Here is a 23319-nt window from a genome sequence, read left to right on the forward strand (position 1 = left end):
CTATAATGTCCTCTCCTTATTCGACAAGATGCTGATATGAAACGCCTGATCCTGATGATGCCCCTGATTGCCTCCGGCTGTGCCAACTACGCCTTCAACAGCAATCTGGATAAAGAGAACTTCGACGACTATTTCAAGCCGGGCGGTGTTCGTATTTACGAACAAAACGAGCTGGCCGACCTCAACTATCTCTACCTTGGCACCGTCGAGGGGGAGTCCTGCCAGGCCGATACCAACCAGCCGCAGCCCAATGCTGGCGATGCCCGTACCCAGGCCCGCCGCCACGCCGCCGACATGGGTGGCAATGGCGTGACCATCGACAAGTGCGCCGAATTCAGCGACACCCCGGGCTGCCTGAAGCAGGTGATCTGCTACGGCCAGGCACTGAAAGTCGCCGAGGAGTAAGCCATGGCGCTGGCTATCGTCCGCCTCGGCACTCCCCGCCTCCCTGATGAGGGGTTGCGGGTGGGTACCGTGCGCCGCCCCCCTCGCGGGGTGCCCAAAGACAAGTTTGCCAGCCAGAACTGGTATGACGTCTGGTTCCCCAACCTTGCCCCCAGCAGCGAGACCATGAAGCTGGGCCAGGGCGCCGAGACACAGGCCCAGTGGGCGGCGTTTTGCAAGCAGTACAAGGCCGAGATGGCAACGCCCGCCGCCAGACACGATCTGGCGCTCCTGGCCGCCCTCTCCCACACCACCAACCTGTCGGTGGGCTGCTACTGCGAGCAGGAGTCCCGCTGCCATCGCACCATCTTGAAGGAGCTGCTGGTCGCCGCTGGCGCCAGCTTGCGCCCATAAGCAAGCTCCTGGGCACCATCATCAGCATCCCAAAATAAAGAGGGCATCCCGCAGGATGCCCTCTTTTGCATGGGTCCGGTTTCATGGCAAGCGCTATTGCGTCACGCTGAGGCGCTGGCGCAGCGCCGCCTCCTCTGCTGTCGTCATCCCGTCCAAAGGCACAGCCCCATTGTCGGCGAGCCAATGGGCCAGATCGATGGCGGTCTCCTCCAGCGGACGGAAGTTGAGCCCCTGCACGATGGCCGCCTCGGCGCTGATGCGGCCATAGCCGGCATACTCAGCCAGCCCGTTGGGCAAAAGCGTGGGATAGCTCTGCCAGGGCTCAACCCCGGCCGCCAGCATCTCTTGCCAGGGCATCCACTCGGGCTGTAGCACCTTGGCCGGTATCAGTCTCGCGGCCAGCCGCTCCACCCAGTCCGCCAGCGTGATGCCGGGCTTGACCAGGTTGAAGACTCCCCCCAACTGGCGCTCGGCGGCCCGCAGGACAAACTCGGCGCAGTCGCGCACGTCGAGATATTGCAGTCGATCCTGACCATCCCCCGGCAGCAGCCAGGCCCCCCCCTGCTGCACCCGTTTTACCCACCAGGCCATGCGCCCAGTGGGATCAAAGGGGCCGCACAGCACACCGGGGCGCAGGATGCAGAGTCGTGCCCCCCAGCGAGCGCGATATTCGGCTTCGCACAATACCTTGAGCGGGCCATAGTCGGTGGGGAATTCATCCTCGCTGATCTCGTGCAGGGGCGCCGACTCATCCATCTCTGGTTGGGCAAAGTCGCGATAGACACTGATGGTGGAGATAAAGATCAGCCGCTCGCAGCGACCGAGCAGTGCCGCCGAGAGGCGCGCTGCCTGCTCCGGGTGATAGCAGCAGGTGTCGATGACAAGATCCCAGTAGAGACCATCCCCTTGCAGCGCACTCAAATCCCGGTCCCGATCGCCGGTGAGCTGAACCAGATCCCGCCAGTCCGGATGCTGGTAGTGGCCGCGATTGAACAGGGTCACCTCGTGCCCCCAGTCCAGTGCCAGCGCGGTGAGATGGCGGCCGAGAAACCCGGTGCCGCCGATGATCAGCAATTTCATCCATGTCCCTCCTGATCGGCACAGGCGCTCCCGTCTCCCCACCGATCTGTTCATCCTCTGCGGCTGATGTTGCGCAAACTGACCGCGCCGCCATCCTGCCGGCTCCTTGTCTGCCCCTACCCTACGCAACTTGGCAGCCAGACACAGCCTGCGCAGCGCCGGGATGGGACGGGGATCACGGCAGCAGACGCGCAGGGATGCTATCGGGTCATGCCTGCGTTTTGGGGCCGGTTGTGCTAAATTGCCGGGGTTTTCAGTCAGGATCCGCCATGAAGTTCGAAATCGACACCCTGGGTATCATCCGCTCTCCCTACAAGGAGAAGTTCGCCATCCCGCGCCAGCCCGGTCTGGTCAAATCGGCCCGCGCCCGCCTCGAGCTGCAGCCCCCCTATGATCAGCCGGACGTGCTGCGCGGCATCGAGCAGTTCTCCCACCTGTGGCTCAGCTTCGTGTTTCACCAGACCATGGATCAGGGCTGGCACCCGACGGTGCGCCCGCCGCGCCTCGGCGGCAACGAGCGGGTCGGGGTGTTTGCCACCCGCTCCACCTTCCGCCCCAACCCCCTCGGCCTCTCCGTGGTCGAGTTGCACGGGGTTGGCCGCTCGCGCGGCAAGCTGTGGCTGGAGCTGGGGGCGGTGGACTTGCTCGATGGCACCCCCATCGTCGACATCAAGCCCTACATCCCCTATGCCGACAGCCTGCCGGATGCCCGTGGCGGTTTCGCCCCGGATGCCCCCACCCCGCCTCTTTGCGTGAGCTTCACGCCAGAGGCGGAGCAGCAGTTGCAACCCTGGCTCAAGGCCCATCCCGAGCTGCGCCAGCTGGTGAGCGAGGTGCTGGCTCAGGATCCGCGCCCCGCCTACAAGCAGGGTAAGCCGGATGACAAGGTGTACGGGGTGCGGCTATTTGACTGCAACGTGCGCTTTAGCATCAGCGAACCCGTTTGTCAGGTGCTGGCCATCGAAGCCGCCTGAGGCTGACAGGGCCCCATCAGTGCCCGGTTTCACGAACATTTCACGCACCCGGGCGCCTAATGGCCCTGCAAACGGTGTGGTCAGGTGCTACCCTCTCCCCGGCCGCCCACGGCTGCAGTACCCACCCGCCGTTTGCCGCCCATGGAACCGGCCCGACCTCGCGCCCGGCTATGCCACACGGATGTGACGCTCTCACTGAAGGAAACCAATCATGCTGATGAATACCGAACAACGCTACGGCGCCCTCAATATCGGGCTGCACTGGCTGACCCTGTTGCTGATGATCGCCGTCTACGCCCTGATCGAATTTCGTGACATCTTCCCCAAGGGAGATCCGGGACGGGACCTGATGAAACAGTGGCACTTCATGCTGGGGCTGCTCATCTTCGCCTTGGTGTGGGTCCGCCTCTTTCTGCGCGCCATCAGTCCGACGCCCCGCATCGTGCCCGAGTTGCCACCCATGCTGAGCCTGCTGGCCAAGCTGGCGCCCATCGCGCTCTACGGCTTTATCATCCTCACTCCGCTGTTTGGCTGGCTGCTGCTGAGCGCCGGCGGCAAACCCGTCCTCTTCTTCGGCATGACGCTCCCGGCGCTGGTCGCCCCGGATCCCGAACTCAAGAAGTGGTTCAAGGAGATACACGAGACCCTGGGCAATATCGGCTATGCCCTGATCGCCCTGCATGCGGCGGCGACCCTCTATCACCACCATGTGCGCAAGGACAACACCCTGACCATGATGCTGCCGCAGCAGCGCGACTGACATCATCAGCACAGACGAAAGAGGGGGCCAACAAGGCCCCCTCTCTCTTTCTGGCAAATTGGTTCAAGCCTGCGCGACAAGCGTCTCGGCCACTTTATCCCCGGCTCCCCGGGCCTGCTCTTTTGCCTTGGGCTTGCCGCTCTTGCTATCGGGCAGCGGGTTATTTGGCGGCTCGATGGTCGCTCTCTCCGCCGGTTGGGAGTGGCCAATAAAATTGCCTCCCTTGCAGATGGAGAGGGTGCCTCCCTTGAATACGCCCTGCATCCGGCCATTTTCCAGGATCTCCACCTCTTGCGAGCTGCAGGTGCCGTCCAGCAGGCCGTTGATGACGACCCTGGGTGCACTCACCTCCCCTTCGACAAAGCCTCCCTGCATGATGCGCAGCACCCCCTTGCCAATTTCGATGGTGCCGTTGACGTGCCCCTGCACCTCCAGGTCACCGTCAAGCAGCAGATCTCCCTTGAAGCGGGCTCCCGCCGCGATCACGGTAGTGCCCGCCGGCGCGCTGTCACCGGACTGACTCGCACGTTTTCGTCCAAACATCCTGACTCTCTCCATCAACCAAATGAGCAAAACCAGCGGCATGGGCGCCACCGGCCATAAGTAATTATCCGACCCCAGCACATAGAGCAGCAGGGCCGCTCCCCAGCAGAACCAGACGATATAAAGAAGGTCGCTACGCTCCCTGCCTTGCAGGCAGGCGCGCCATCTTCGGGGCTGATCTTTCATCCATCACCCTCTCTTGCTGCATGAACCGCCGGCAAGATACCGGACTGGATGCCATCAATAGCATCATGTCCGGTTTAAACGACCAGTTGACAAAAAGTCTGAAGTCGGGCTGATTCAGTCCCGATACAGGCGGGGCGCATTAGGATACGGATTGACTCTGCATGACTAACCCTTTCTAATTGGCAGCCTGGACCTCCTATGACCGCCCATATCATGAAAATTTTGTTGGTCGAAGATGACAAGCTGCTCAATCACCACCTCTCCTCCCTGCTGACCGAGGCCGACAATCAGGTTTACAGCACGGATCAGGCTGGTATTGCGCTGCACTACGCCGCTGACTATCCCATTGATGTGGCCATCATCGATCTCGGCCTGCCGGACATGGACGGCCTGCAGCTGATCCGCCAGATGCGCGAACAACAGATCCCCTTCCCCATCCTGATCCTGACCGCTCGTGGCAACTGGCAGGACAAGGTCGAGGGGCTGGAAGCGGGCGCCGATGACTATTTGGTCAAGCCGTTCCAGAAAGACGAGCTGCTGGCCCGCCTCAACGCCCTGCTGCGCCGCAGCGCCGGGTTTATCTCCCCACGGGTGAAGGCCGGTGATTACGAGCTGGATCTCTCCCGCAAGGAGCTGACCATCGCCGGCGAAGTGGCGGTACTCACCAGCTTCGAGTACCTCATTCTGGAATACCTGATGCGCAATGCCCGTCAGGTGGTTTCCAAGCAGCAGCTGCTCGATCAGCTCTACGGCGACGGCGAAGGGGACCCCAATACCATAGAGGTGATGGTGAGCCGGCTGCGCAAGAAGCTGGATCCGGAAGGGACGATTCAACCCATCTCCACCATCCGTCGCCAGGGCTACATTTTCAACCTGTCGTGCAACTGATGCGGCTCCCCCTGTTGCTGCGCCCCGTGCAGCTGCTGCGCCGCTCCCTGCACATCAAGCTGCTGCTCAGCTCGCTGCTGGTGATCGCCCTCATCATGAGCTTTGCTGTGTATGCCCTCTACCTTGCCCATGTTGAGGAGCTGAGCCAGAAGGCGAGCGCCCGGATGCAGGAGAACCTGGCCAAGCTCTTCTCCTCCACCGAGCCCTCCCAGAACAAATCCGCCGATCTTGGCCACCTCTCCCGCAATGCCGGGGATCGCAACCTCGACACTCTGATCTGCCGTGCCGACGGCGCCCTGGTGTGGTCCAGCCTGCATCTGCCCGAAGTGATCAAGACCAAGCAGACCATCTGCGGGGATCTGATGAAGTACCTGGGGGGGATGGATCTCGACTACTTCTTCAAGAAGCACACCATACAAAACGGCGAGAGCTACTTCGTCTACAGCCTGCGTTTTGTTCGCAACCCCGGTACCGGCACCACCGCCTACTACGTGGTGATGATAGATTCCGCCAAGCGCTACCACGCCCAGGCGCTCGCCTACCTCAGCCAGACCGCGCGCCAGGCGCTGCTGGCCTATATGCTGCTCGCGGGCATGCTGGTGCTCACCACCTTCTGGAGCCTCAGCTCCCTGCGCGCCATCGCCCGCCAGCTCGACGAGATCCGGGCCGGCAAGCTCGACGCCCTCTCCAGCGATGTCGAGCGGGAACTGGCGCCCCTTACCGACTCCATCAACCAGTTGCTGGAGAACGAGCGGCAGCAGACCCAGCGTTACCAGCACGCCCTCAACGATCTCGCCCACAGCCTGAAAACCCGGCTGGCGCTGATCCAGATGACCACCCGGGAGAGCAAGCTCGGGCGCGACATCCACGACAACATCAACGAGCAGATCCTCACCATGGATCAGATGGTCCAGTACCAGCTCAGGCGCGCCGTCACCGGCCGCCAGCGCCTCGCCAGCAAAGGCACTGAGCCGGTGCCCCTTATCGAGAAACTGCTGGCCAGCCTGACCAAGGTCTATCGCCACAAGAAGCTGCAGACCCAGTTTCACTTCGATGACGACGCCCTGTTTCACGGTGAGCAGGGGGATCTGATGGAGCTGATGGGCAACCTGCTCGACAATGCCTGCAAGTTCGCCATCAGCGAGGTGCATGTGACGGTGCACCGTCAGGCCGAGCAGCTGCGCATCGAAGTGGAAGATGACGGCCCCGGCATAGAGGCAGCCAAATCGGAGCAGATCTTCCAGCGCGGCGTGCGGGCCGACAGCTCCCCGGGGCAAGGCATTGGCCTCGCGGTCGTGACCGAGATAGTCCACAGCTACGGCGGCCAGATCCGGGTGGATGAATCGCCCCTTGGCGGTGCCCGCTTTACCCTGACCCTGCCCTGACCCTCAGGGGCCCTGCCACAGGGCCCTTGCTTTCCCCTCCTGCAATGCGGGTCGCGCCTGTCGTGTGCCCACCGCACAAATCCCCCACCGTTTTCATTCAGATACTTGTGATGCGCCCCATCTCGGTTAAGCTAGAGGCGTTTTTGTCTGTTAACCCTTTGATGGACTTGCTATCACACCATGGAAAACATGTTTGAAAGATTGATGTACGCATCGCGCTGGATCATGGCCCCCATCTACCTGGGGCTCAGCCTTATCCTGCTGGCGCTGGGCCTGAAGTTCTTTCAGGAGATCATCCATATCCTGCCGAATATCTTCGCAATGAAAGAGGTGGATCTGGTGCTGGTCACCCTGTCACTGATCGATATCACCCTAGTGGGGGGGCTCATCGTGATGGTGATGTTTTCCGGCTATGAGAACTTCGTCTCGCGCCTCGACGTGGGGAATGAGAGCGACAAGCTGGTGTGGCTCGGCAAGCTCGATGCCGGTTCTCTCAAGAACAAGGTGGCCGCCTCCATCGTCGCTATCTCGTCCATTCACCTGCTCAAGGTGTTTATGAATGCCGAGAATATCCCCAACGACAAGATCAAATGGTACCTGTTGATCCATATCACCTTTGTCGTCTCCGCCTTTGCCATGGGCTATCTGGACAAGCTGACCCGCAAATAAGGCACAACCTTCATACACTGCGGCCACCTTCGGGTGGCCGCAGTGTTTTTACTCTTCCCCCTTTCACCGCATCCAGACTCCCCACCGACCCATTCAGGCAGCAACCCAGCCCGTGTTTAATTTATTGATCCACGACTGATTATTGCCCATTGCCTCTTCCAGAAAAGGCTTCATTCGGTATCATGGTCGCTCGACAAAGCAACGCATCCGAAGGCTCGCCATGCGCCTTCTTGCCGATTTTGTCCGAAGCATATTGGTTCATAACAGCAGTGTGGGAGCTGTAACTCAGGGGCGGTAGCTTGACCGTAGTGAGTAATCCGTGATGACAAATGTTAAACCTTGAAAAATATGCATCCTTTATACCTATAAGATCTCTTTATTATGAAGAAAACTCAAATAATAAATCAATTGGTAGAGACAGTAGATGTTCATACATTGGAGAGTTTTTCTGCTGATGATTATAGAAATTATTTAAAGAGTGAAGGGCTATTTATGGTTAATCATCACGACATTCTAGTATCATCATGTGCTGGATACCCAATTGCCTTATCAAAGAAACATTTAGACATATACATTGAAGAATTAAAAAACATTAGACATCTACTGCCATAATAAAATAGCACATATTATATACTTGTTTTATTCTCGTTTTTATTTTTAAATGTCAGTTATTTACCCTGTTTATTATCAACATTAAAATATCTCTGTTTGAGGGAAGCCGTGAGCAAGGTGATACTAAAGGGATGTATTATTGTTCCTCCATCAGATTTAGCTCAGGTTAAAGATGAGCTTGCCAAACATATCCAACTGACTCGCACTGAGCCCGGTTGCCTTGTCTTTGAGGTAATTCAAGATAGCGCTAATCCATGTCGATTCGATGTCTATGAAGAGTTTGTCGATAAGCTCGCCTTTCAAGCGCACCAAACCAGAGTCAAATCCTCGTATTGGGGAGAGATTACGGCCAACGTAGAGCGCCATTATACGGTGACGATAGCTGAATGATTTTCAGCTACGAGAAAGTCATCATCTGTCCACGAACGCCCCATGACGCTTGACTCATCGAGTCAACTCCATCTCCATTTTTAACTATTGAGGAAACCATGATCCGTCCATTATCTACTGCCGATTTGGATGCCATGGTAGAGCTCTGGTATCAGGCATCCATACGGGCTCACCACTTTATCCCCGCCTCTTTCTGGTATGCACAGCGGACGGCAATGCGGGATATCTATCTGCCCGCCAGCGAAAGCTGGGTCTATGAGGAAGGTGGCCAGCTCCTGGGGTTTGTCTCCTATCACCAGGGAGCACTCGCAGCCCTCTTTATTACCCCGGACAAGCAGTCACAGGGGCTGGGTCGCCAACTGATTGAGCACCTCAAAAGACGATATGAGCGCCTCGATTTGAGGGTGTATGCAGAGAATGATGCAGCGCGGCGCTTCTATGTCCGCAGCGGTTTTATCGGTGGGGCACACCAAGTGTGTGAGCATAGTGGGCGTTCTACCATCCCGATGTACTGGCAAAGATATTGAGTAGGAGAAACTTAATACACAGCTCATAATATTGAGTCGAAACAATTGATATTAGCTATAAAATAGCTATTAATGGCAACACAAGGAACGTAACAATGTCATATGAAGAGATAGCCAAGGTTTGTGAACAACTCAGTTATAGAGACAAGTTTCGACTTGCTCAACTTTTACTTCAATTAGGACGAAAACAAGAAGAGGATGAATACCCCGCCCCACGAATTACTTCTGAATCAAATGGTCATGATCAAACTGATTATGTTACCGAACGATTATTAAAGTTAAAACCAAGCAAGCTCACGTCTTTATCCAATTCCATTAGCGCGATGTTTCAATTCCAAGGCGGAATTTCTGAAAAGGACAAACAAGATATTATTGCAAAGCTAAAACAAAAAAATGTTATTCATATAAGTGATACAGGTAAGGTCTCATACTCGCAGTAATGTAAAAATTACCAAATACGCACTCATGACAAGGCCACCATTGGGTGGCCTTGTTGTTTCTGGCATCTTCCGGACAAGCCACGGACGGGTTGCAACACCGCCGCCCATACTCCCGCTGGTATAGACCACTTCCTTCACGCCACCCTGACGGGGCGCCAGCTCACAGCAAATCGTGCTTGTCCAGCAGGCGGTAGAGGGTCGCACGGGAGATATCGAGCTGGCGCGCCACCTCTTCCAGCTGATCCGGGAAACGGGTCAAGGTTCGTTGCAGCGCCTGGCGTTCTGCTGCTTCACGCACGGCCTTGAGGGAGTTGTTCATGTTCAGCAGCTGGGAGTCCCTGTGGATCAGCTCCATATCCTGGGCATCGATAAAGGGGCCCGAACACATGACGGCGGCCCGCTGTACCCGGTTGCGCAGCTCCCTGACATTGCCTGGCCAGTCGTAAGACTGCATGGCCTGGCGCGCCTTGCGGGTGAAACTTATCATGCGATTGCCCCGCGCCTCGGCCAGGACCTCGTCCGCCAGCAGCTGGATGTCTTCGGCTCGCTCACGCAGCGCGGGTGTGCGCAGGCGCACCACATTGAGCCGATAGTAAAGGTCCATGCGAAACGAGCCGTTGGCCACCGCCTGCTCTACGTCTATGTTGGTTGCGGCAATGACCCTCACATCGACGCTGCGGGATACATGGCTGCCCACCGCCTCTATGCTCTCTTCCTGCAAGAAACGCAGCAAGGTCGCCTGATCTTCGAGCGGCAGCTCGCCTATCTCGTCGAGGAACAGGGTGCCGCCATCGGCCGCTTCTATCCTGCCTATCTTGCGACTCTGGGCCCCGGTGAAGGCCCCCTTGACGTGACCGAACAGCTCGGACTGGATCAGCTGGTGGGGCATGGCGCCACAGTTGACGGCCACGAAGGGACTATCTTCCCCAAACGCGCTGTAGTGCAGCTCCCTGGCGACCAGCTCCTTGCCGGTGCCGCTGGGCCCGGTCACCAGCACCGGCAGGCGACAGTGCTGCAAGCGCTGGATCTGTTCACGCAGCTGACGAATGGGGGCACTTTCCCCCTGAATGAAGCGCGGTTGTTCCGCTATTTTCGGGCGATAGCGCCTGATCAGCTGGGCCATGCCGAGGGCATGGCCCAGGCTGTGGGAGAGCCGTATCCGCTCGAGGGGAAAGGTGTGAAAATCATGGAAGCAGGCGGCCAGCAAATTGCGCATCTCCTCACTGGCGAGGGCATCACGCTGGATCAGGCCAATCCACAGGCTGCTCGCGTGCTGCGTGATCAAGGCCGACAATGCCTCGTGCTGATCAGGCTCGATGGCCACCAGTACCAGGGGATAATCCTTCTCCTGCAACTTTCTCTCTGCCATCGCCAGTGAACTTGCCTGCTCCACCCGCCACTCGCTTTTGACCAGCAGACTCTCCAGTACGGCACATGAATTGATGAGCAATAATGCCGTTGCTGTCATATGGAAACCTCCTTGTTCGAGCTTCTTATAAGCGTGCCAATCCTGGCCCCGCAAGGTTCATGTTTTTATTTTGATAGAAATTCTCATTATCAAAGAGCTTAATTCGAGCACATCAGGTGACGATAACTATAAACCATCCCGCCTAATTGACTGATGCGCAGCAATATTGAGACAAGCCAGTCTTAGGCTGAGAAAAATAAATTCATTGATAAACAACACCTTGATGGATGACATAAAAATGCAGTCTCAAATTTGAGACAAAACGGCGCAACCTGAAAACACAAAAATCATTTAAATCAATAGGTTAAATTTTGGCACCTCCATTGCTATATCTGTAAACCCCAGGTGACAAACAATAGAGATAGCATGATGAAATATATTGTCGTGGCGATCCTTTCACTCCTCCAATTGATGAACTCATCACAAGCGGAGAATCGTGTTGATTTGGGGTCGCAAGCGCTTGGCAATATTCGTGGCAACCTGGGCGTCAATATGGTTGCTGGCAATCACAACCAACAAGGCAACCTCGCATCTATTTCCCTCTCGGGTCCGGCCGTTATTCAGTTCAGCCAACAGAATCAATCCAGCGTCACCCCGGGCGGTCACCAGAGCGTCGCTATCCATGGCGCGGCACTTGGCCAGAACCAGGGGCTTTTGAGCATCAACCAGGCAGCGGGTGAAGCCAACCAGCAACTCAATGGCTTCGCATTGTCACTGGGCGACGCCGGGATAAGCGTCGTGACCGACGTGAATCTGGGCAACAGTATCGCCAGCCCCTCCCCGGGCAAGCTCCCCGCAAGCATGACAACCAGCATCTATCTGGATGACAACGCCCTGAGCGGCAGTAAAGGGGTCATTCAGGTGAACCAGGTCACGGGACAGGGCAACCAGGCCGTCAACATGGTTGCCCTGCCCTTGGCGGGCGCAGTAACGGCATCACCCTGATGCCGCAGGGACAGGAAGCGAAGTCCGGGGGCGCAGCACCTGCCGATGGGCGGATCTTCCCCAGAAAGTTCAATGGAGAGACTCAATATGCGTGGACTTATTTACAGCTCATTAGCCGCCGCTGTCATCATGGCGATGTCCGGCACCGCATCCGCCGAGTACCGCGGTGACAAGGATGAGACGGGGGCAACCTTGACCAAGAAGGTCAAGGCTGAGGTCGATGTGAAGTACGAAGGCAAGGTGATGGTCGGCGGCTTTGTCAACGTCAACAAGCTCGGCATGGCCGTCGTGGACAACCAGCAATCCAGCACCATGATAGGCACGGCCAACAGCAGAACGGAGAACGCAAGCAAGATTGATGGCTCGTTCCAGGGGGCATCCGGCAACATCGGCGCCAACGTGGCGGCCGGTGACTCCAACGTGCAGGGCAACAGCGTCTCCCTGGCCGCCTATGACCAGGTCGATGCCGAGTTTGTCATGGGCGGTGGCCACCCTCACGGCAGCGCGGGTGGCTCTTCGGATGCCGAGATCTTCTCCAGCCAGAGCGCCAGCATGAACTGGGCCAGCAACCAGGGGCACCAGAACAGGGCGAGTGTCGGTGGTGGCGCCTTCAAAAATGCCGCAGGCAATATCAACGCCAACGTGGCCTCCGGCTCCGGCAACGTGCAGGCCAACAACCTGGCCGCCTCGGTATCCACCGGCGCCATGGCGGTGGCCACCGTGGCCAACAGCCAGCATGTGTCCAAGAACCTGACCGAGAACAAGAGCCTGAACGCCACCAGAACGGTGGAGAACGCCCCGGTTCACCTCAAGCTCGATGCCAAGGGTAATTACGAGGGGACGAGCAAGCAGTCCAACAACGTCTATCCGGAGATCTGGCAGGATCGTGATCACCCCAACGGCGGCAGCCTCTGGGGTCACATCGACTACGACAATCTGGACAACGACGGCAGTAAGGACTCCAAGTTCGAGTTCAAGGAAGAGGGTGATATGACACTGCACGGCTCGGTGACCGGCTACATCCCTGTGGTCAACACCTACACCGCCCGTGAAACCTTCAACCATGCCACCATAGACGGCGGCTCCTTCAATGGTGCCGTGGGCAATATCGGGGTGAACGTCGCGTCTGGCACCAACAATCTGCAAGCGAACAACCTCTCGCTGGCAGCCGGATTTGCCAAGTGATCCACCCTTGGGGGGCCTGTGTGCCCCCCATTTTTTGCCCACAAGGAGGTGTCAATGCGCTGGCTATTGCCGTTGCTGTTCAGCCCCGTCGTCTGGTCGGCGACCCTGCCGATGGGAGAGCATCTCCCGGCGCTGGGGGGGCTTGCCAAACCGGTACAGAGCATCCAGGAGCGCCGCTATGCCAATCTCGAGCGCCAGCATACCGACTTCAGCTGTGGCGCGGCGGCGGTGGCCACCATACTGCGCCATGCCTATGGCCAGGCGACCAATGAACGCTGGGTGATGGACGGCATGATGGCCATGGCCGATCCGGCGCAGGTCAAACGCTACGGCTTTTCCATGCTGGACATGAAGCAGTACGTGCAGATGCTGGGGATGCGTGCCCGGGGTTACCGCCTGAGCGATACCAAGCTGCGCCAGGTAAGGGTGCCGACCATAGTGCTGCTCAACATTCGCGGCTATCAGCACTTCGCCGTGCTGCGCGCCATCGACCGTCGTGACCGTGTCTATCTGGCAGACCCTGCCCTTGGCAACCGCATCATCTCGTTCAGGGAGTTCAAGGAAAGCTGGAACGGGATCCTGCTGGCCGTGATCGGTGCAGGCTATCGCCCGGACGCTCCCCTGGCCAACCCCTCCCCTCCGTTCTCGGCCAGAGGCAGAGGCGGGCTGTTCGCCCCGGTCAATGCAACATCCCTGCTGGACTTTGGCTTCCAGCACAAAGAGCTAATGTGAGGTCACCATGAACACCCGACCCGCCCTCTACCTCGTCTGCAGCCTGGGGGCCTTGCCCCTCCCGCTGCTGGCGACATCCGATCCCCTGGCACAACTGTCGGATCAGTTTGCCCCACAGATGTCCGATAGCGAGCTGGCCGGCTTGCGGGGGCGTTATGTCAGCGCTCACGGCATCCATTATTTTGGCATCGAGTTCATCTCCACCCTGACCACGGCCCAGTCCCGACAGACGGCGGCCATGAACCTGGCGCTGAGCGTGGAGCAGCACACCCCCAGGCTGGATATTCGCATCAAGGGGGGGGCCAGCGCGGTCGCCACGGCTCCTGCCAGCGCCCCTGTGCAGGGGGCGGGCCTGGTGCAGGTGATGCAGCTGGAAGGGCGCGGCAACAGCTCGGTGAACCTCACAGGCATAGGGACGACGCCTCTCGAAATGGCAGGCGAGCTTGTCTCCGCCGGCCATTATCAGCAGCAGGGCGTGCTCGGCACCGCCAGTTACAGCGTCTCGGGCAACTACGCGGGCCTGCAGTTCAGCACCCCGGATGGCAGCGTCCGGCTGGAGCAGAGCCTGCGGGGCACGGACTTCAGTCGCGGCCTGCTGCAACTCAATCGGGTCAGGGGGGATGGCTTGCAGACCTTCAACCAGACGAGGATCTGGTTCTCCCGCTAGCCTCTGCTCCCCTGACGGCACGAAAAAAGGACGATAAACGACAACAAGGATCCGCTCCCATGAAACAGTCCCCCCTGCTGTTGATGATGTTGACCCCGCTGACATGCTGGGGTGCCACCGCAGAAGAAGAGGCGTTGCAACAACAGCTGGATCAGTTGCGCCAGCAGCTGATCCAGCAAAATCAGGCGCTCCACCAGCTGCAGGCCAGGCTGGAAGCCGTCAAGAGCAGCGGAGTAACCGCGACGGGCACCGGCACGGCTGCCGTGACACCGGCCAGGGCACCGCAGGAACCGGACCGTCGCAGCCCGGAGCCCGGTCGCAGCACCGAAGATCTGCTGCTGGAGCAGCACAACGTCTTCGATCGCGCCCTGACTTTCGACCTCGGCCTCTCCTACCAGCACTACAACCGCAAGGATCTCGCCCTGCGCGGCTTTCTCGCGCTGGATGCCATCTTTCTTGGCGAGATCAATCTGGACAGGGTGCGCTCCGATCAGATCAGCGCCGATCTGGTGACCCGCTACACCCTCAACGATCGCTGGCAGCTGGAGCTCGCCATTCCCTACCTGTTTCGCAGCAGCAACTACCAGAGCACCGGCAAGGATAACTCCAGCCGCAGTTTCGAGGAGCAGAGCGTCAACGACGGGGGGCTCGGCGATCTCAGCCTCGCCGTCTACTACCGGGTCATGGCCGAAGACGAGGAGTGGCCGGATCTGGTGTGGAATGTCAGGGTCAAGGCACCGACCGGCAAGGATCCTTACGGCATCGAGCTCGACACCTCGGCATCGGGCAACCTGATGACCCCGAAGGAGCTCGCCACCGGCAACGGGCTCTGGCAGCTGTCGACCGGTTTCTCGCTGGTCAGGACCCTGGATCCCGCCATCCTGTTCGCCAACATCAACTATGGCCACAGCCTCAAGGAGGATTTTGACGACATCTCCTATCAACCGGGGCAGCAACCGGGCAGCGTCCAGCTGGGTGACTGGTTTGAATACGGGCTCGGGGTCGCGTTCGCCCTGAACGAGCGCTTCAGCCTCTCCTTCAACATCAACCAGCGCATCACCCGCGAGTCCGAACAGGGGGTGGAAGGATTCGGGATGGAGAAGGTCATCGGCTCGGACGCCAACGCGGCGAGCTTTGGCATGGGTTCGACATGGGCCATCACCGACCGGCTCTCCATGGTGGTCAACTGGTCGGCAGGGCTGACCACGGATGCCCCCGACTACAGTATCGGGATCCGCTTCCCTTACCGCTTCTAGCCAAAGCACGGGGGAGGCAACCGGTGTTGGGTTTGGCAAACATTTGGCAGACAAAAAGCGAGGGAGGCATGATGCCTCCCTCGGGTGATTCCGGGCTGACGATAGAGCCTTGCCCTTGCATCGCCTCCCGCTGGGCCGCTTACACCCCCAGGCGATCGCGCAAGGTGTACCAGGCAGCGCCGGCGGCGGTGAAGGGAATGCGGAACATGCGGCCCCCCGGGAAGGGGTAGTGGGGCAGTTTGGCAAACGCATCGAAGCGCTCCGCCTGACCGCTCAACACCTCGGAGAGCAGCTTGCCCGCCAGATGGGTACAGGTGACGCCGTGGCCGCTGTAGCCCTGCATGTAGTAGATGTTGGGGCCGATACGACCAAACTGCGGCAGGCGCGACAGAGTCAGCAGGAAGTTGCCGGTCCAGGTGTACTCCACCTTGACGTCGGCAAGCTGGGGGAAGGTTTTGCGCATCTTGGGGATGATCAGCCGCTCGATATCCGCCGGATCCCGCGCCCCGTAAACCACACCGCCGCCATAGATGAGCCGGTGATCGGCGCTGGTGCGGTAGTAGTCGAGCAGGTAGTTGCAGTCTTCCACGCAGTAGTTTTGCGGCAGCAGTGAACGGGCCCGCTCCTCCCCCAGCACTTCGGTGGTGACCACCTGGGTACCACAGGGCATGCTCTTGCCGGCGAGCTCGGGCACCAGGTTGCCGAGGTAGGCGTTGCCGGCCACCATCACGAAGCGCGCCTTGACCGCCCCCTTGGCGGTCTTCACCAGCGCAGGCTGGCCCGGCGTGATGCTGGTGACGGCGGATTGTTCGAAAATAAGCCCCCCCTGCATGCGGATCGCCTCCGCCTCCCCCAGCGCCAGGTTGAGGGGGTGGATATGGCCGCCGCTCTTGTCGAGCAGAGCGCCGACGTAGCGATCGCTCGCCACCACCTCGCGCACCCCCTTGGCATCGAGCAGCTCCAGCTTGTCGTTGCCCCACTTCTGCCAGCGGGCCTGTTGGGCCTTGAGCTCGTGCAGCTGTTTCTCGGTCTCGGCGGCGAACACCCCCCCTTCCTGCAGATCGCACTGGATGTTGTAGCGCTTGATGCGATCGCGGATGATCTTGCCCCCTTCAAACAGCATGGAACCGAGCAGCCTGGCCTGATCCGGCGGGCAGTTCGCTTCTATGGTGTCGATGTCGCGGCTGTAGGAGTTGACGATCTGGCCGCCGTTGCGACCGCTGGCGCCAAAGCCGACCCGGGCCGCCTCCAGCACCACTACCTTGTATCCCTTCTCTACCAGGTGGAGCGCACTGGAGAGGCCGGTATAACCCGCCCCGATGACGCAGACATCGCACTCCAGTTGCTCGGTCAGAGTGGCAAAAGGCGCATGTTGATTGGCGCTGGCTGCGTAGTAACTGTTTACATGCTCGGTCATGATCCCTGTTTCCTTACCGGTTCTTTTCCCTAGCGAGGCATCGCCTGTCACTAGAAATTTGCCGGGGTATGCGCGCTGACAATGCGGCATGTCTGCCCCGACGGATTGCTGAAGCTGTGGGGCTCGCCCGTGTCGATCACATAGCTGTCGCCCGCTTCCAGCTGATAACTCTGTCCTGCCACCGTCAGGGTCACCGACCCCTCCAGCACCGTGCCGACCTCTTCCCCCTGGTGCTTGACCTGGCCACCGGTGTCGGTGCCGGGGGGATAGGTCTCCAGCATGAAGCCGAGCTGGCGGCGGTTGTTGCCGTTGTGCACCAGCTTCATGGAGACCCCCTGGCTGCCCAGCTCGATCAGCTGCTCGGCCTTGATCACCACGCTCGGCACGCTCTGCTCCTCTTCGGCGAAGAAGCGCGACAGTGGCAAGCCATAGACGGTGAGCAGCTTTTGCAGGGAGGCCACCGACGGGCTCACCTTGTCCTGCTCTATCATGCAGATGGCGCCGTGGGTCAGGCCGCTCAGCTCGGCGGCTCGCCGCTGGGAGAGCCCCAGCTGATGGCGCACCGCCGCCAGCCGCTCCCCCATGCTCTGGTATGGCAATCCGCTCATGGCAGTCCCCGGGTATCTTCGCTCTTGCCTCTTTGGTACATGATCAACCTCCCTGTCGCCGCTGGTTAAAATAGCGGACCAATCATCCCCCGGCTGTTTGCTATGTTACACAGCGCGAGCGTTCATTATTTTGCACACCCTTGATACCATTCTGTGGCACCATATGGGATAGACCGTGCGTCACAGCCCATTTTCTAGCATGCCAAACACCAATAATTCAAATATATTTAACACTTGAAAAACATTTCGGCTCACTTTATGTTCTCCCTGTGCTTATTATTTTATACGGCAGCACCACAGGGAGGGTCGGGTAACCGGCCCCCTGCTGCCCGGATCCACACTCGAGGCTTCCCATGTCAGGAACTACACCCAACAGCAGCTTGATCAAATCCCGCGCCTATATAGATGGTCACTGGTGCGATGCCGCCAGCGGCCGCACCTTCGAGGTCACCAATCCGGCCAGCGGTGCCGTGATTACCCAGGTGCCCGACATGAATGCCGAGGACACCCGCCGCGCCATCGAGGCCGCCAAGGCCGCCCAACCGGCCTGGGCCGCCCTGACCGCCAAGGAGCGCAGCAACAAACTCTACGCCTGGTTTGCCGCCATCACGGCCCACGCCGACGAGCTGGCCCGCATCATGACCTGCGAGCAGGGCAAGCCGCTGGCCGAAGCCAAGGGGGAAGTTGCCTACGGCGCCAGCTTCATCCAGTGGTTCAGTGAGGAGGGCAAACGCGCCTATGGCCGCACCATCCCGGGCTTTAGCGGCGATCGCCGTCTGGCCACCATCAAGCAGCCGGTGGGGGTGGTCGCCGCCATCACCCCGTGGAACTTCCCCATCGCCATGATCACCCGCAAGGCGGGTCCGGCGCTGGCCGCCGGTTGCACCATCGTCATCAAGCCTGCCGCCGAGACCCCCCTGTGCGCCCTCGCTCTGGCGGCACTGGCCGAAGAGGCGGGCATCCCGGCGGGCGTCATCAACATCATCACCTCCCATCAGGCGGCGGCGGTGGGTGACGAGCTGTGCCAGAACCCTGTGGTACGCAAGCTCTCGTTCACCGGCTCGACCCGCATCGGCAAGCTGTTGATGCGCCAATGCGCCGACACCATGAAGCGGGTGTCGCTGGAACTTGGCGGCAACGCCCCCTTCATTGTCTTTGACGACGCGGATCTTGATGCCGCCGTGGCAGGGGCGCTGGCCTCCAAATATCGCAATGCGGGCCAGACCTGCGTCTGCGCCAACCGCATCCTGGTGCAATCGAGCGTCTACGACGCCTTCGCCGAGAAACTGACCGCCGCCGTCAAAGCCTTCAAGGTGGGGGATGGCATGAGCGAGGGCACCCAGATTGGCCCCCTCATCAACCCCGCCGCCGCCAGCAAGGTGGCCGAGCTGGTCAACCAGGCCCGGGACGCCGGCGCCAGGGTGCTGCTGGGGGGCGAGGCCCACCCCGCCGGCCCGCTCTTCTATCAGCCCACCATCCTCGGCGAGGTGAAGGGGGACAACCCCATCCTGCAGGAGGAGATCTTCGGGCCGGTGGCACCGCTGGTGCGCTTTGACAGCGAAGAGCAGGCCATTGCGCTGGCCAACGACACCCCCTATGGCCTGGCCGCCTACTTCTATGGCCGCGACATCGCCCGGGTGTGGCGAGTTGCCGAGCGGCTCGAATACGGCATGGTGGGCATCAACGAGGGGATCATCTCCACCGAACTGGCCCCCTTTGGCGGCATCAAGGAGTCGGGTCTGGGCCGCGAAGGGGCGGCCGAGGGGCTGGAGGAGTACCTCGAGACCAAATACCTCTGCTTTGGCGCCATCCGCTAGGCAGGATAACGATCACCCCACCGACCTTCCCTTCACAAGGGAAGGAGCAAACCCAGCCCTCCCCCCCATGGGAAGGGCATGGGCGAGGTCTGGCCAGCCTGCCAAGGCTTGCCACCACACTATTCAAGGACGAAGTGAGTGCTCCCGCCCGGGAGCCTCGCCAACACTCAAGAGAGGGGGCAAACGCCCCCGCAGGGAGGAAAAATGAGTCATTCAGACAACCAGTCAAACCAGGCCTGGCAGGCCCGCCGTGAAGCTGCCGTGGTAAACGGCGTCGGTACCCTGCTGCCGGTCTTTATCGACAAGGCGCAGAATGCCGAGCTGTGGGACATCGAGGGCAACCGTTACATCGATTTCGCCTCCGGCATCGCCGTGCTCAACACCGGCCACAACCACCCGAAAGTGGTGGCGGCGGTGCAGGCCCAACTGGAGAAATTCAGCCACACCTGTTTCCAGGTCACCCCCTACCCCGGCTATATCGAGCTGGCGGAAAAGTTGAATGCCCTGGTGCCCGGCTCCACACCGAAGCGCACTCTGTTTCTCTCCACCGGCGCCGAGGCAGTGGAGAACGCCATCAAGATAGCCCGCGCCCACACCGGCCGCAGCGGCACCATCGCCTTCAAGGGGGGCTTCCACGGCCGCACCATGATGGGCATGGCCCTGACCGGCAAGGTGGTTCCCTACAAGACCGGCTTCGGCCCCTTCCCGGGCGAGGTCTACCACATCCCCTTCCCCGCCGACTATCTGGGAGTGAGTGAAGAGGATGCCCTGCAGGCCCTCGACCTCTGCTTCAGCGCCGACATCGAACCGAGCCGGGTGGCCGCCATCATCCTCGAACCGGTTCAGGGCGAGGGTGGCTTCTATCCCGCCTCCCCCCGCTTCATGCAGAGCCTGCGCCGTATCTGCGATCAGCACGGCATCCTGCTGATCTGCGACGAGATCCAGAGCGGTTTCTGCCGCACCGGCAAGACCTTCGCCACCGAGTATGCAGGCATCGAGCCGGACATCATGACCCTGGCCAAGAGCCTGGCCGGCGGCTTCCCCCTCTCAGCCGTTGTAGGCAAGGCCGACATCATGAACGCGGCCAAGCCGGGTGGTCTGGGCGGCACTTATGCCGGCTCCCCCATCGCCTGCGCCGCCGCCCTGGCGGTCCTGGAGGTGATCGAAGAGGAGCAGCTCAACCAGAAGGCCCAGGCCCAGGGCGAGCAGATCAAGGCAGGACTGCAACGCATAGCCGAGCGTTTTGACTGCATAGGTCAAATTCGCGGCCCCGGCGCCATGGTGGCCATGGAGCTGGTGAAGCAGCGCGATGCCACCCAGCCGGATCCCGACCTCACCAAGCGTCTGGTGGCCGAGGCGGGCAGGCGCGGTCTGGTCCTGTTGTCATGCGGTGTGCGCGCAAATGTCATCCGTTTTCTCGCCCCCCTGACCGCCCCTGCGTCCGTGATTGACGAAGGGCTGCAAATCCTTGAAAAGTCACTGGAGGCCATGCTGGACTGACCAGCATGAAAGTGACCGCTCACCAGTGCAAATAAATGCAATTTTGCCCCTTTTATCGCTTGTCAAGGGGGCCCTGCAAATGCACAATGCGCGGCCACTGAAAGTACCGGTGCAGCCCAGCGGCATCGGTACTTTTTTCACAGTGAACAAACCCATAAACGAGGCCGGATCACCCCCGGAAAAGATAGCGAGATTGGCAGCAATCTCCCGACACCAAGTCTTAGTGAGGAACAACATGGGGCATGTCAATGCTTTCCTGCCGGCCCTGGCCGGTGCGCGCCACCCTGGCGCCCTTGATCCCCGGGCCACTCTCCCGGTTTCGTTGATGGACCGTGCCACCCCGGCACTGCGTGAGGAACAGGCATGATGACAACCCCGGCGGTTGGTCTGAAAAAGACCCTGAAACTCTGGCAGGTCGTGGTCATGGGCCTGGCTTACCTCACTCCCATGGCAGTGTTCGACACCTTCGGCATCGTCACCGAGATCACTGACGGCCATGTGCCGACGGCCTATCTGTTTGCCCTGATGGGCATGCTGTTCACCGCCCTGAGCTATGGCCATCTGGTACGCAAGTTCCCGTCGGCCGGTTCCGCCTATACCTATGCCCAGAAGGTGTTTCACCCCTATGTGGGCTTCATGGTGGGCTGGACCTCCCTGCTCGACTACATGTTCATGCCGATGATCAACATGCTGCTGGCCAAGATCTATCTGGAGGCCCTGTTCCCGAACGTGGAGCCCTGGACCTACATCTTCGGTCTGGCCGCCGTGATGACGGCCCTCAACCTGCGCGGCATCAAGCTGGTGGCCAACTTCAACAGCCTGATCGTCATGATGCAGTTCAGCATCATCGCCGTCTTCATCGGCCTCATCGCCTGGGGTGTCTACAACGGTGAAGGGTTGGGAACCGTGGCCAGCAGCCGTCCCTTCTTCTCCGAGCAGATGCACATCAACCCCCTGCTGACCGGCGCCTCCATCCTGTGTCTGTCGTTCCTGGGTTTTGATGCCATCAGCACCCTGTCGGAAGAGACCCCGGACGCGGATCGGGTGATCCCCCGCGCCATCGTGCTGACCGCGCTGATCGGCGGCGTGCTGTTCGTCACCACCTCCTACTTCCTGCAGCTGTTCTTCCCGGACATCTCCCGCTTCCAGCAACCGGATGCGGTCCTGCCCGAGATTGCCCTCTACGTGGGTGGCAAGCTGTTCCAGGCTGTGGTGCTGGTGTGCACGACAGTGGCAGTGCTGGCCTCGGGGCTGGCCTCCCACGCCGGCGTGTCGCGCCTGCTCTACGTGATGGGTCGGGATCGCGCCCTGCCTGCGCGCTTCTTCTCCTATATTCATCCGAAGTGGCAGACTCCGGCGCTCAACGTGCTGCTGGTGGGCACCCTGGCCCTCTCCGCCGTGTCGTTTGATCTGGAGATCGCCCTGGCCCTGATCAACTTCGGCGCCCTGGTGGCCTTCACCTTCGTCAACCTGGCGGTCATTGCCCACTTCTATGTGAAGCTCGGTCGCAACAAGACCCTGAAGGATCACCTGCTGTTCCTGGTGATGCCCCTGTGCGGCGCCGCCTGCATCGGGGTACTGTGGCTCAACCTCGAGCCCTCCTCCTTCGAGCTGGGGCTGATCTGGGCGGCGCTCGGTGCCCTCTACCTGTTCCTGCGTCTGGTGGTGTTCCGCATTCCGCTGCACACCGCCGACAAGGTCGAGGTGGCCCAGTAAGTCTGTGCGAACATGAATGTACTGAATCAAAAGGAGCCTTTAGGCTCCTTTTTTCATGCCTGATTGAAAGCCTGATAAAGAACCCCTATGTACTCAATCCCCTGGCTTGCCCCCAGCACGCATGACCAGAAGCGGTGTTCACCCGGATAAAGTGACCATTTATTCGCGCCTCTCTCCGCCCTTGTGCTGGTCGCCAGAGCGGGAGCCATGTACCAGACAGATCCCCTTGCCAGCCAACCTGAAGACGCCACCCGGCCCGTGCGCCTCTTCCTGTGTCAATGCGCCCTGTAGCGGCGAAATGGCGAGATTCCGTACTGGATGAGAGCGAGGCTCCTTCATCCAGCGTGACCTGAAAAACGGGGGAAGAAGCACCATGAGGGCGGCATGGGGAGAGTGATCGCTTACCTGTCAAAGCAGAGTGCAAAAAAATGCGATCCGGCGCCCATTATTGCTTGTCACGAGGGGGCCACGAATGCAAAATACGCGGCCAATTGAAGAGCCGATGTTCCTTGCAACATCGGTTCTTTCTTTTGGGCAGAACACCAAACCAACCACAGAGGCCGGAAACCTTCCGGAAGTGATACCGAGATTGCCAACAATCTCCCGACGTTAAGAGGAAAAAAATGGGGCGTTTCAATGCTTTCCTGCCGGCCAACACCGGTATGCGCCTCCCCGGCGCCCTTGATGTACAGGTCTGCGAATTTTTCGTCTCCCTGTGCGCGTTGCAAGCATGTGCTCCGGCACTGATTGAGGAGA

General features: G+C 59.8%; 24 protein-coding genes. 18 read left to right on the forward strand and 6 right to left on the reverse strand.

All coding sequences use genetic code 11. The annotated features are described in order from the left end of the window. The first annotated feature begins 36 nt into the window (after window positions 1-36). Window positions 37-405, forward strand: coding sequence for an Rcs stress response system protein RcsF (rcsF, locus tag ACB034_RS04030; RefSeq protein ID WP_026456265.1), 369 nt, complete (start codon window positions 37-39; stop codon window positions 403-405). A gap of 3 nt (window positions 406-408) precedes the next feature. Then, window positions 409-798, forward strand: coding sequence for a DUF488 domain-containing protein (locus tag ACB034_RS04035; protein WP_042027672.1), 390 nt, complete (start codon window positions 409-411; stop codon window positions 796-798). 93 nt (window positions 799-891) lie between these two features. Here ACB034_RS04035 and ACB034_RS04040 read toward each other — a convergent pair whose 3' ends face one another. Next, complete coding sequence (locus ACB034_RS04040; RefSeq protein WP_042072957.1) at window positions 892-1878, reverse strand: NAD-dependent epimerase/dehydratase family protein; 987 nt, start codon at window positions 1876-1878, stop codon at window positions 892-894. A 269-nt stretch (window positions 1879-2147) separates the two neighbouring features. On the opposite strand from ACB034_RS04040, the gene tsaA reads away from it, so the two are divergent. Continuing rightward, complete coding sequence (gene tsaA / locus ACB034_RS04045) at window positions 2148-2852, forward strand: tRNA (N6-threonylcarbamoyladenosine(37)-N6)-methyltransferase TrmO (protein WP_042072960.1); 705 nt, start codon at window positions 2148-2150, stop codon at window positions 2850-2852. A gap of 211 nt (window positions 2853-3063) precedes the next feature. After that, window positions 3064-3612, forward strand: a complete 549-nt coding sequence (locus ACB034_RS04050; RefSeq protein WP_371172154.1) for a cytochrome b — start codon at window positions 3064-3066, stop codon at window positions 3610-3612. Between the two features lie 63 nt (window positions 3613-3675). Here ACB034_RS04050 and ACB034_RS04055 read toward each other — a convergent pair whose 3' ends face one another. Further along, complete coding sequence (locus tag ACB034_RS04055; protein WP_224212236.1) at window positions 3676-4155, reverse strand: polymer-forming cytoskeletal protein; 480 nt, start codon at window positions 4153-4155, stop codon at window positions 3676-3678. Between the two features lie 399 nt (window positions 4156-4554). Between ACB034_RS04055 and ACB034_RS04060 the strand changes: the two genes are divergently transcribed. The 6 genes from ACB034_RS04060 (at window position 4555) to ACB034_RS04085 (ending at window position 9252) form a co-directional block, all read left to right on the forward strand. After that, window positions 4555-5229 (forward strand): response regulator, encoded by a 675-nt coding sequence (locus tag ACB034_RS04060; protein WP_042028195.1) that lies wholly within the window; start codon window positions 4555-4557, stop codon window positions 5227-5229. Beyond that, a complete protein-coding gene (locus ACB034_RS04065) occupies window positions 5229-6614 on the forward strand; it encodes an ATP-binding protein (protein ID WP_371172155.1) in 1386 nt (461 codons plus the stop codon). Before ACB034_RS04060 ends, ACB034_RS04065 begins: the two co-directional genes overlap by 1 nt. Before the next feature lie 180 nt (window positions 6615-6794). After that, entirely contained in the window at window positions 6795-7283 is a 489-nt protein-coding gene (locus ACB034_RS04070; RefSeq protein ID WP_371172156.1) for a TIGR00645 family protein, read from the forward strand. Between the two features lie 720 nt (window positions 7284-8003). After that, window positions 8004-8285 carry a putative quinol monooxygenase gene (locus tag ACB034_RS04075; RefSeq protein ID WP_371172157.1) on the forward strand — a complete coding sequence of 94 codons (282 nt, stop codon included), beginning with the start codon at window positions 8004-8006 and terminating at the stop codon, window positions 8283-8285. Window positions 8286-8383: 98 nt separating this feature from the next. Next, window positions 8384-8812 carry an N-acetyltransferase gene (locus ACB034_RS04080; RefSeq protein ID WP_371172158.1) on the forward strand — a complete coding sequence of 143 codons (429 nt, stop codon included), beginning with the start codon at window positions 8384-8386 and terminating at the stop codon, window positions 8810-8812. Window positions 8813-8907: 95 nt separating this feature from the next. Continuing rightward, window positions 8908-9252: a hypothetical protein gene (locus ACB034_RS04085; RefSeq protein ID WP_124238226.1), complete on the forward strand. Its 345-nt coding sequence runs from the start codon at window positions 8908-8910 to the stop codon at window positions 9250-9252. A gap of 160 nt (window positions 9253-9412) precedes the next feature. On the opposite strand, the gene ACB034_RS04090 is transcribed toward ACB034_RS04085, so the two are convergent. Then, complete coding sequence (locus ACB034_RS04090) at window positions 9413-10720, reverse strand: sigma 54-interacting transcriptional regulator (protein WP_371172159.1); 1308 nt, start codon at window positions 10718-10720, stop codon at window positions 9413-9415. Between the two features lie 366 nt (window positions 10721-11086). On the opposite strand from ACB034_RS04090, the gene ACB034_RS04095 reads away from it, so the two are divergent. The 5 genes from ACB034_RS04095 to ACB034_RS04115 all read left to right on the forward strand — a co-directional run bounded on the left by ACB034_RS04095 (window position 11087) and on the right by ACB034_RS04115 (window position 15505). Next, window positions 11087-11665 carry a hypothetical protein gene (locus tag ACB034_RS04095; protein WP_234924542.1) on the forward strand — a complete coding sequence of 193 codons (579 nt, stop codon included), beginning with the start codon at window positions 11087-11089 and terminating at the stop codon, window positions 11663-11665. A gap of 87 nt (window positions 11666-11752) precedes the next feature. Then, window positions 11753-12850: a hypothetical protein gene (locus ACB034_RS04100; RefSeq protein WP_342017271.1), complete on the forward strand. Its 1098-nt coding sequence runs from the start codon at window positions 11753-11755 to the stop codon at window positions 12848-12850. A gap of 54 nt (window positions 12851-12904) precedes the next feature. Beyond that, on the forward strand, window positions 12905-13582 hold the full coding sequence (locus tag ACB034_RS04105; RefSeq protein ID WP_268856366.1) for a C39 family peptidase: 678 nt from the start codon (window positions 12905-12907) through the stop codon (window positions 13580-13582). 7 nt (window positions 13583-13589) lie between these two features. Beyond that, a complete protein-coding gene (locus ACB034_RS04110; RefSeq protein WP_371172160.1) occupies window positions 13590-14249 on the forward strand; it encodes a hypothetical protein in 660 nt (219 codons plus the stop codon). Window positions 14250-14308: 59 nt separating this feature from the next. Continuing rightward, a complete protein-coding gene (locus tag ACB034_RS04115; protein WP_371172161.1) occupies window positions 14309-15505 on the forward strand; it encodes a transporter in 1197 nt (398 codons plus the stop codon). A 139-nt stretch (window positions 15506-15644) separates the two neighbouring features. Here ACB034_RS04115 and ACB034_RS04120 read toward each other — a convergent pair whose 3' ends face one another. Next, on the reverse strand, window positions 15645-16922 hold the full coding sequence (locus ACB034_RS04120; RefSeq protein WP_371172162.1) for an NAD(P)/FAD-dependent oxidoreductase: 1278 nt from the start codon (window positions 16920-16922) through the stop codon (window positions 15645-15647). Window positions 16923-16972: 50 nt separating this feature from the next. Next, window positions 16973-17530, reverse strand: a complete 558-nt coding sequence (puuR, locus tag ACB034_RS04125; protein ID WP_042072978.1) for an HTH-type transcriptional regulator PuuR — start codon at window positions 17528-17530, stop codon at window positions 16973-16975. Between the two features lie 353 nt (window positions 17531-17883). On the opposite strand from puuR, the gene ACB034_RS04130 reads away from it, so the two are divergent. The 3 genes from ACB034_RS04130 to ACB034_RS04140 all read left to right on the forward strand — a co-directional run bounded on the left by ACB034_RS04130 (window position 17884) and on the right by ACB034_RS04140 (window position 22563). Next, complete coding sequence (locus ACB034_RS04130) at window positions 17884-19347, forward strand: NAD-dependent succinate-semialdehyde dehydrogenase (RefSeq protein WP_371172163.1); 1464 nt, start codon at window positions 17884-17886, stop codon at window positions 19345-19347. 204 nt (window positions 19348-19551) lie between these two features. Beyond that, window positions 19552-20847, forward strand: a complete 1296-nt coding sequence (gene gabT, locus ACB034_RS04135) for a 4-aminobutyrate--2-oxoglutarate transaminase (RefSeq protein ID WP_371172164.1) — start codon at window positions 19552-19554, stop codon at window positions 20845-20847. A gap of 366 nt (window positions 20848-21213) precedes the next feature. Then, complete coding sequence (locus tag ACB034_RS04140; protein ID WP_026457272.1) at window positions 21214-22563, forward strand: APC family permease; 1350 nt, start codon at window positions 21214-21216, stop codon at window positions 22561-22563. Window positions 22564-23018: 455 nt separating this feature from the next. Here ACB034_RS04140 and ACB034_RS04145 read toward each other — a convergent pair whose 3' ends face one another. After that, on the reverse strand, window positions 23019-23291 hold the full coding sequence (locus tag ACB034_RS04145; protein WP_371172165.1) for a hypothetical protein: 273 nt from the start codon (window positions 23289-23291) through the stop codon (window positions 23019-23021). Window positions 23292-23319: the final 28 nt, after the last annotated feature.

The organism is Aeromonas sp. S18(2024) (genome assembly GCF_041402525.1).
Classification (GTDB): Bacteria; Pseudomonadota; Gammaproteobacteria; order Enterobacterales; family Aeromonadaceae; genus Aeromonas; species Aeromonas enteropelogenes.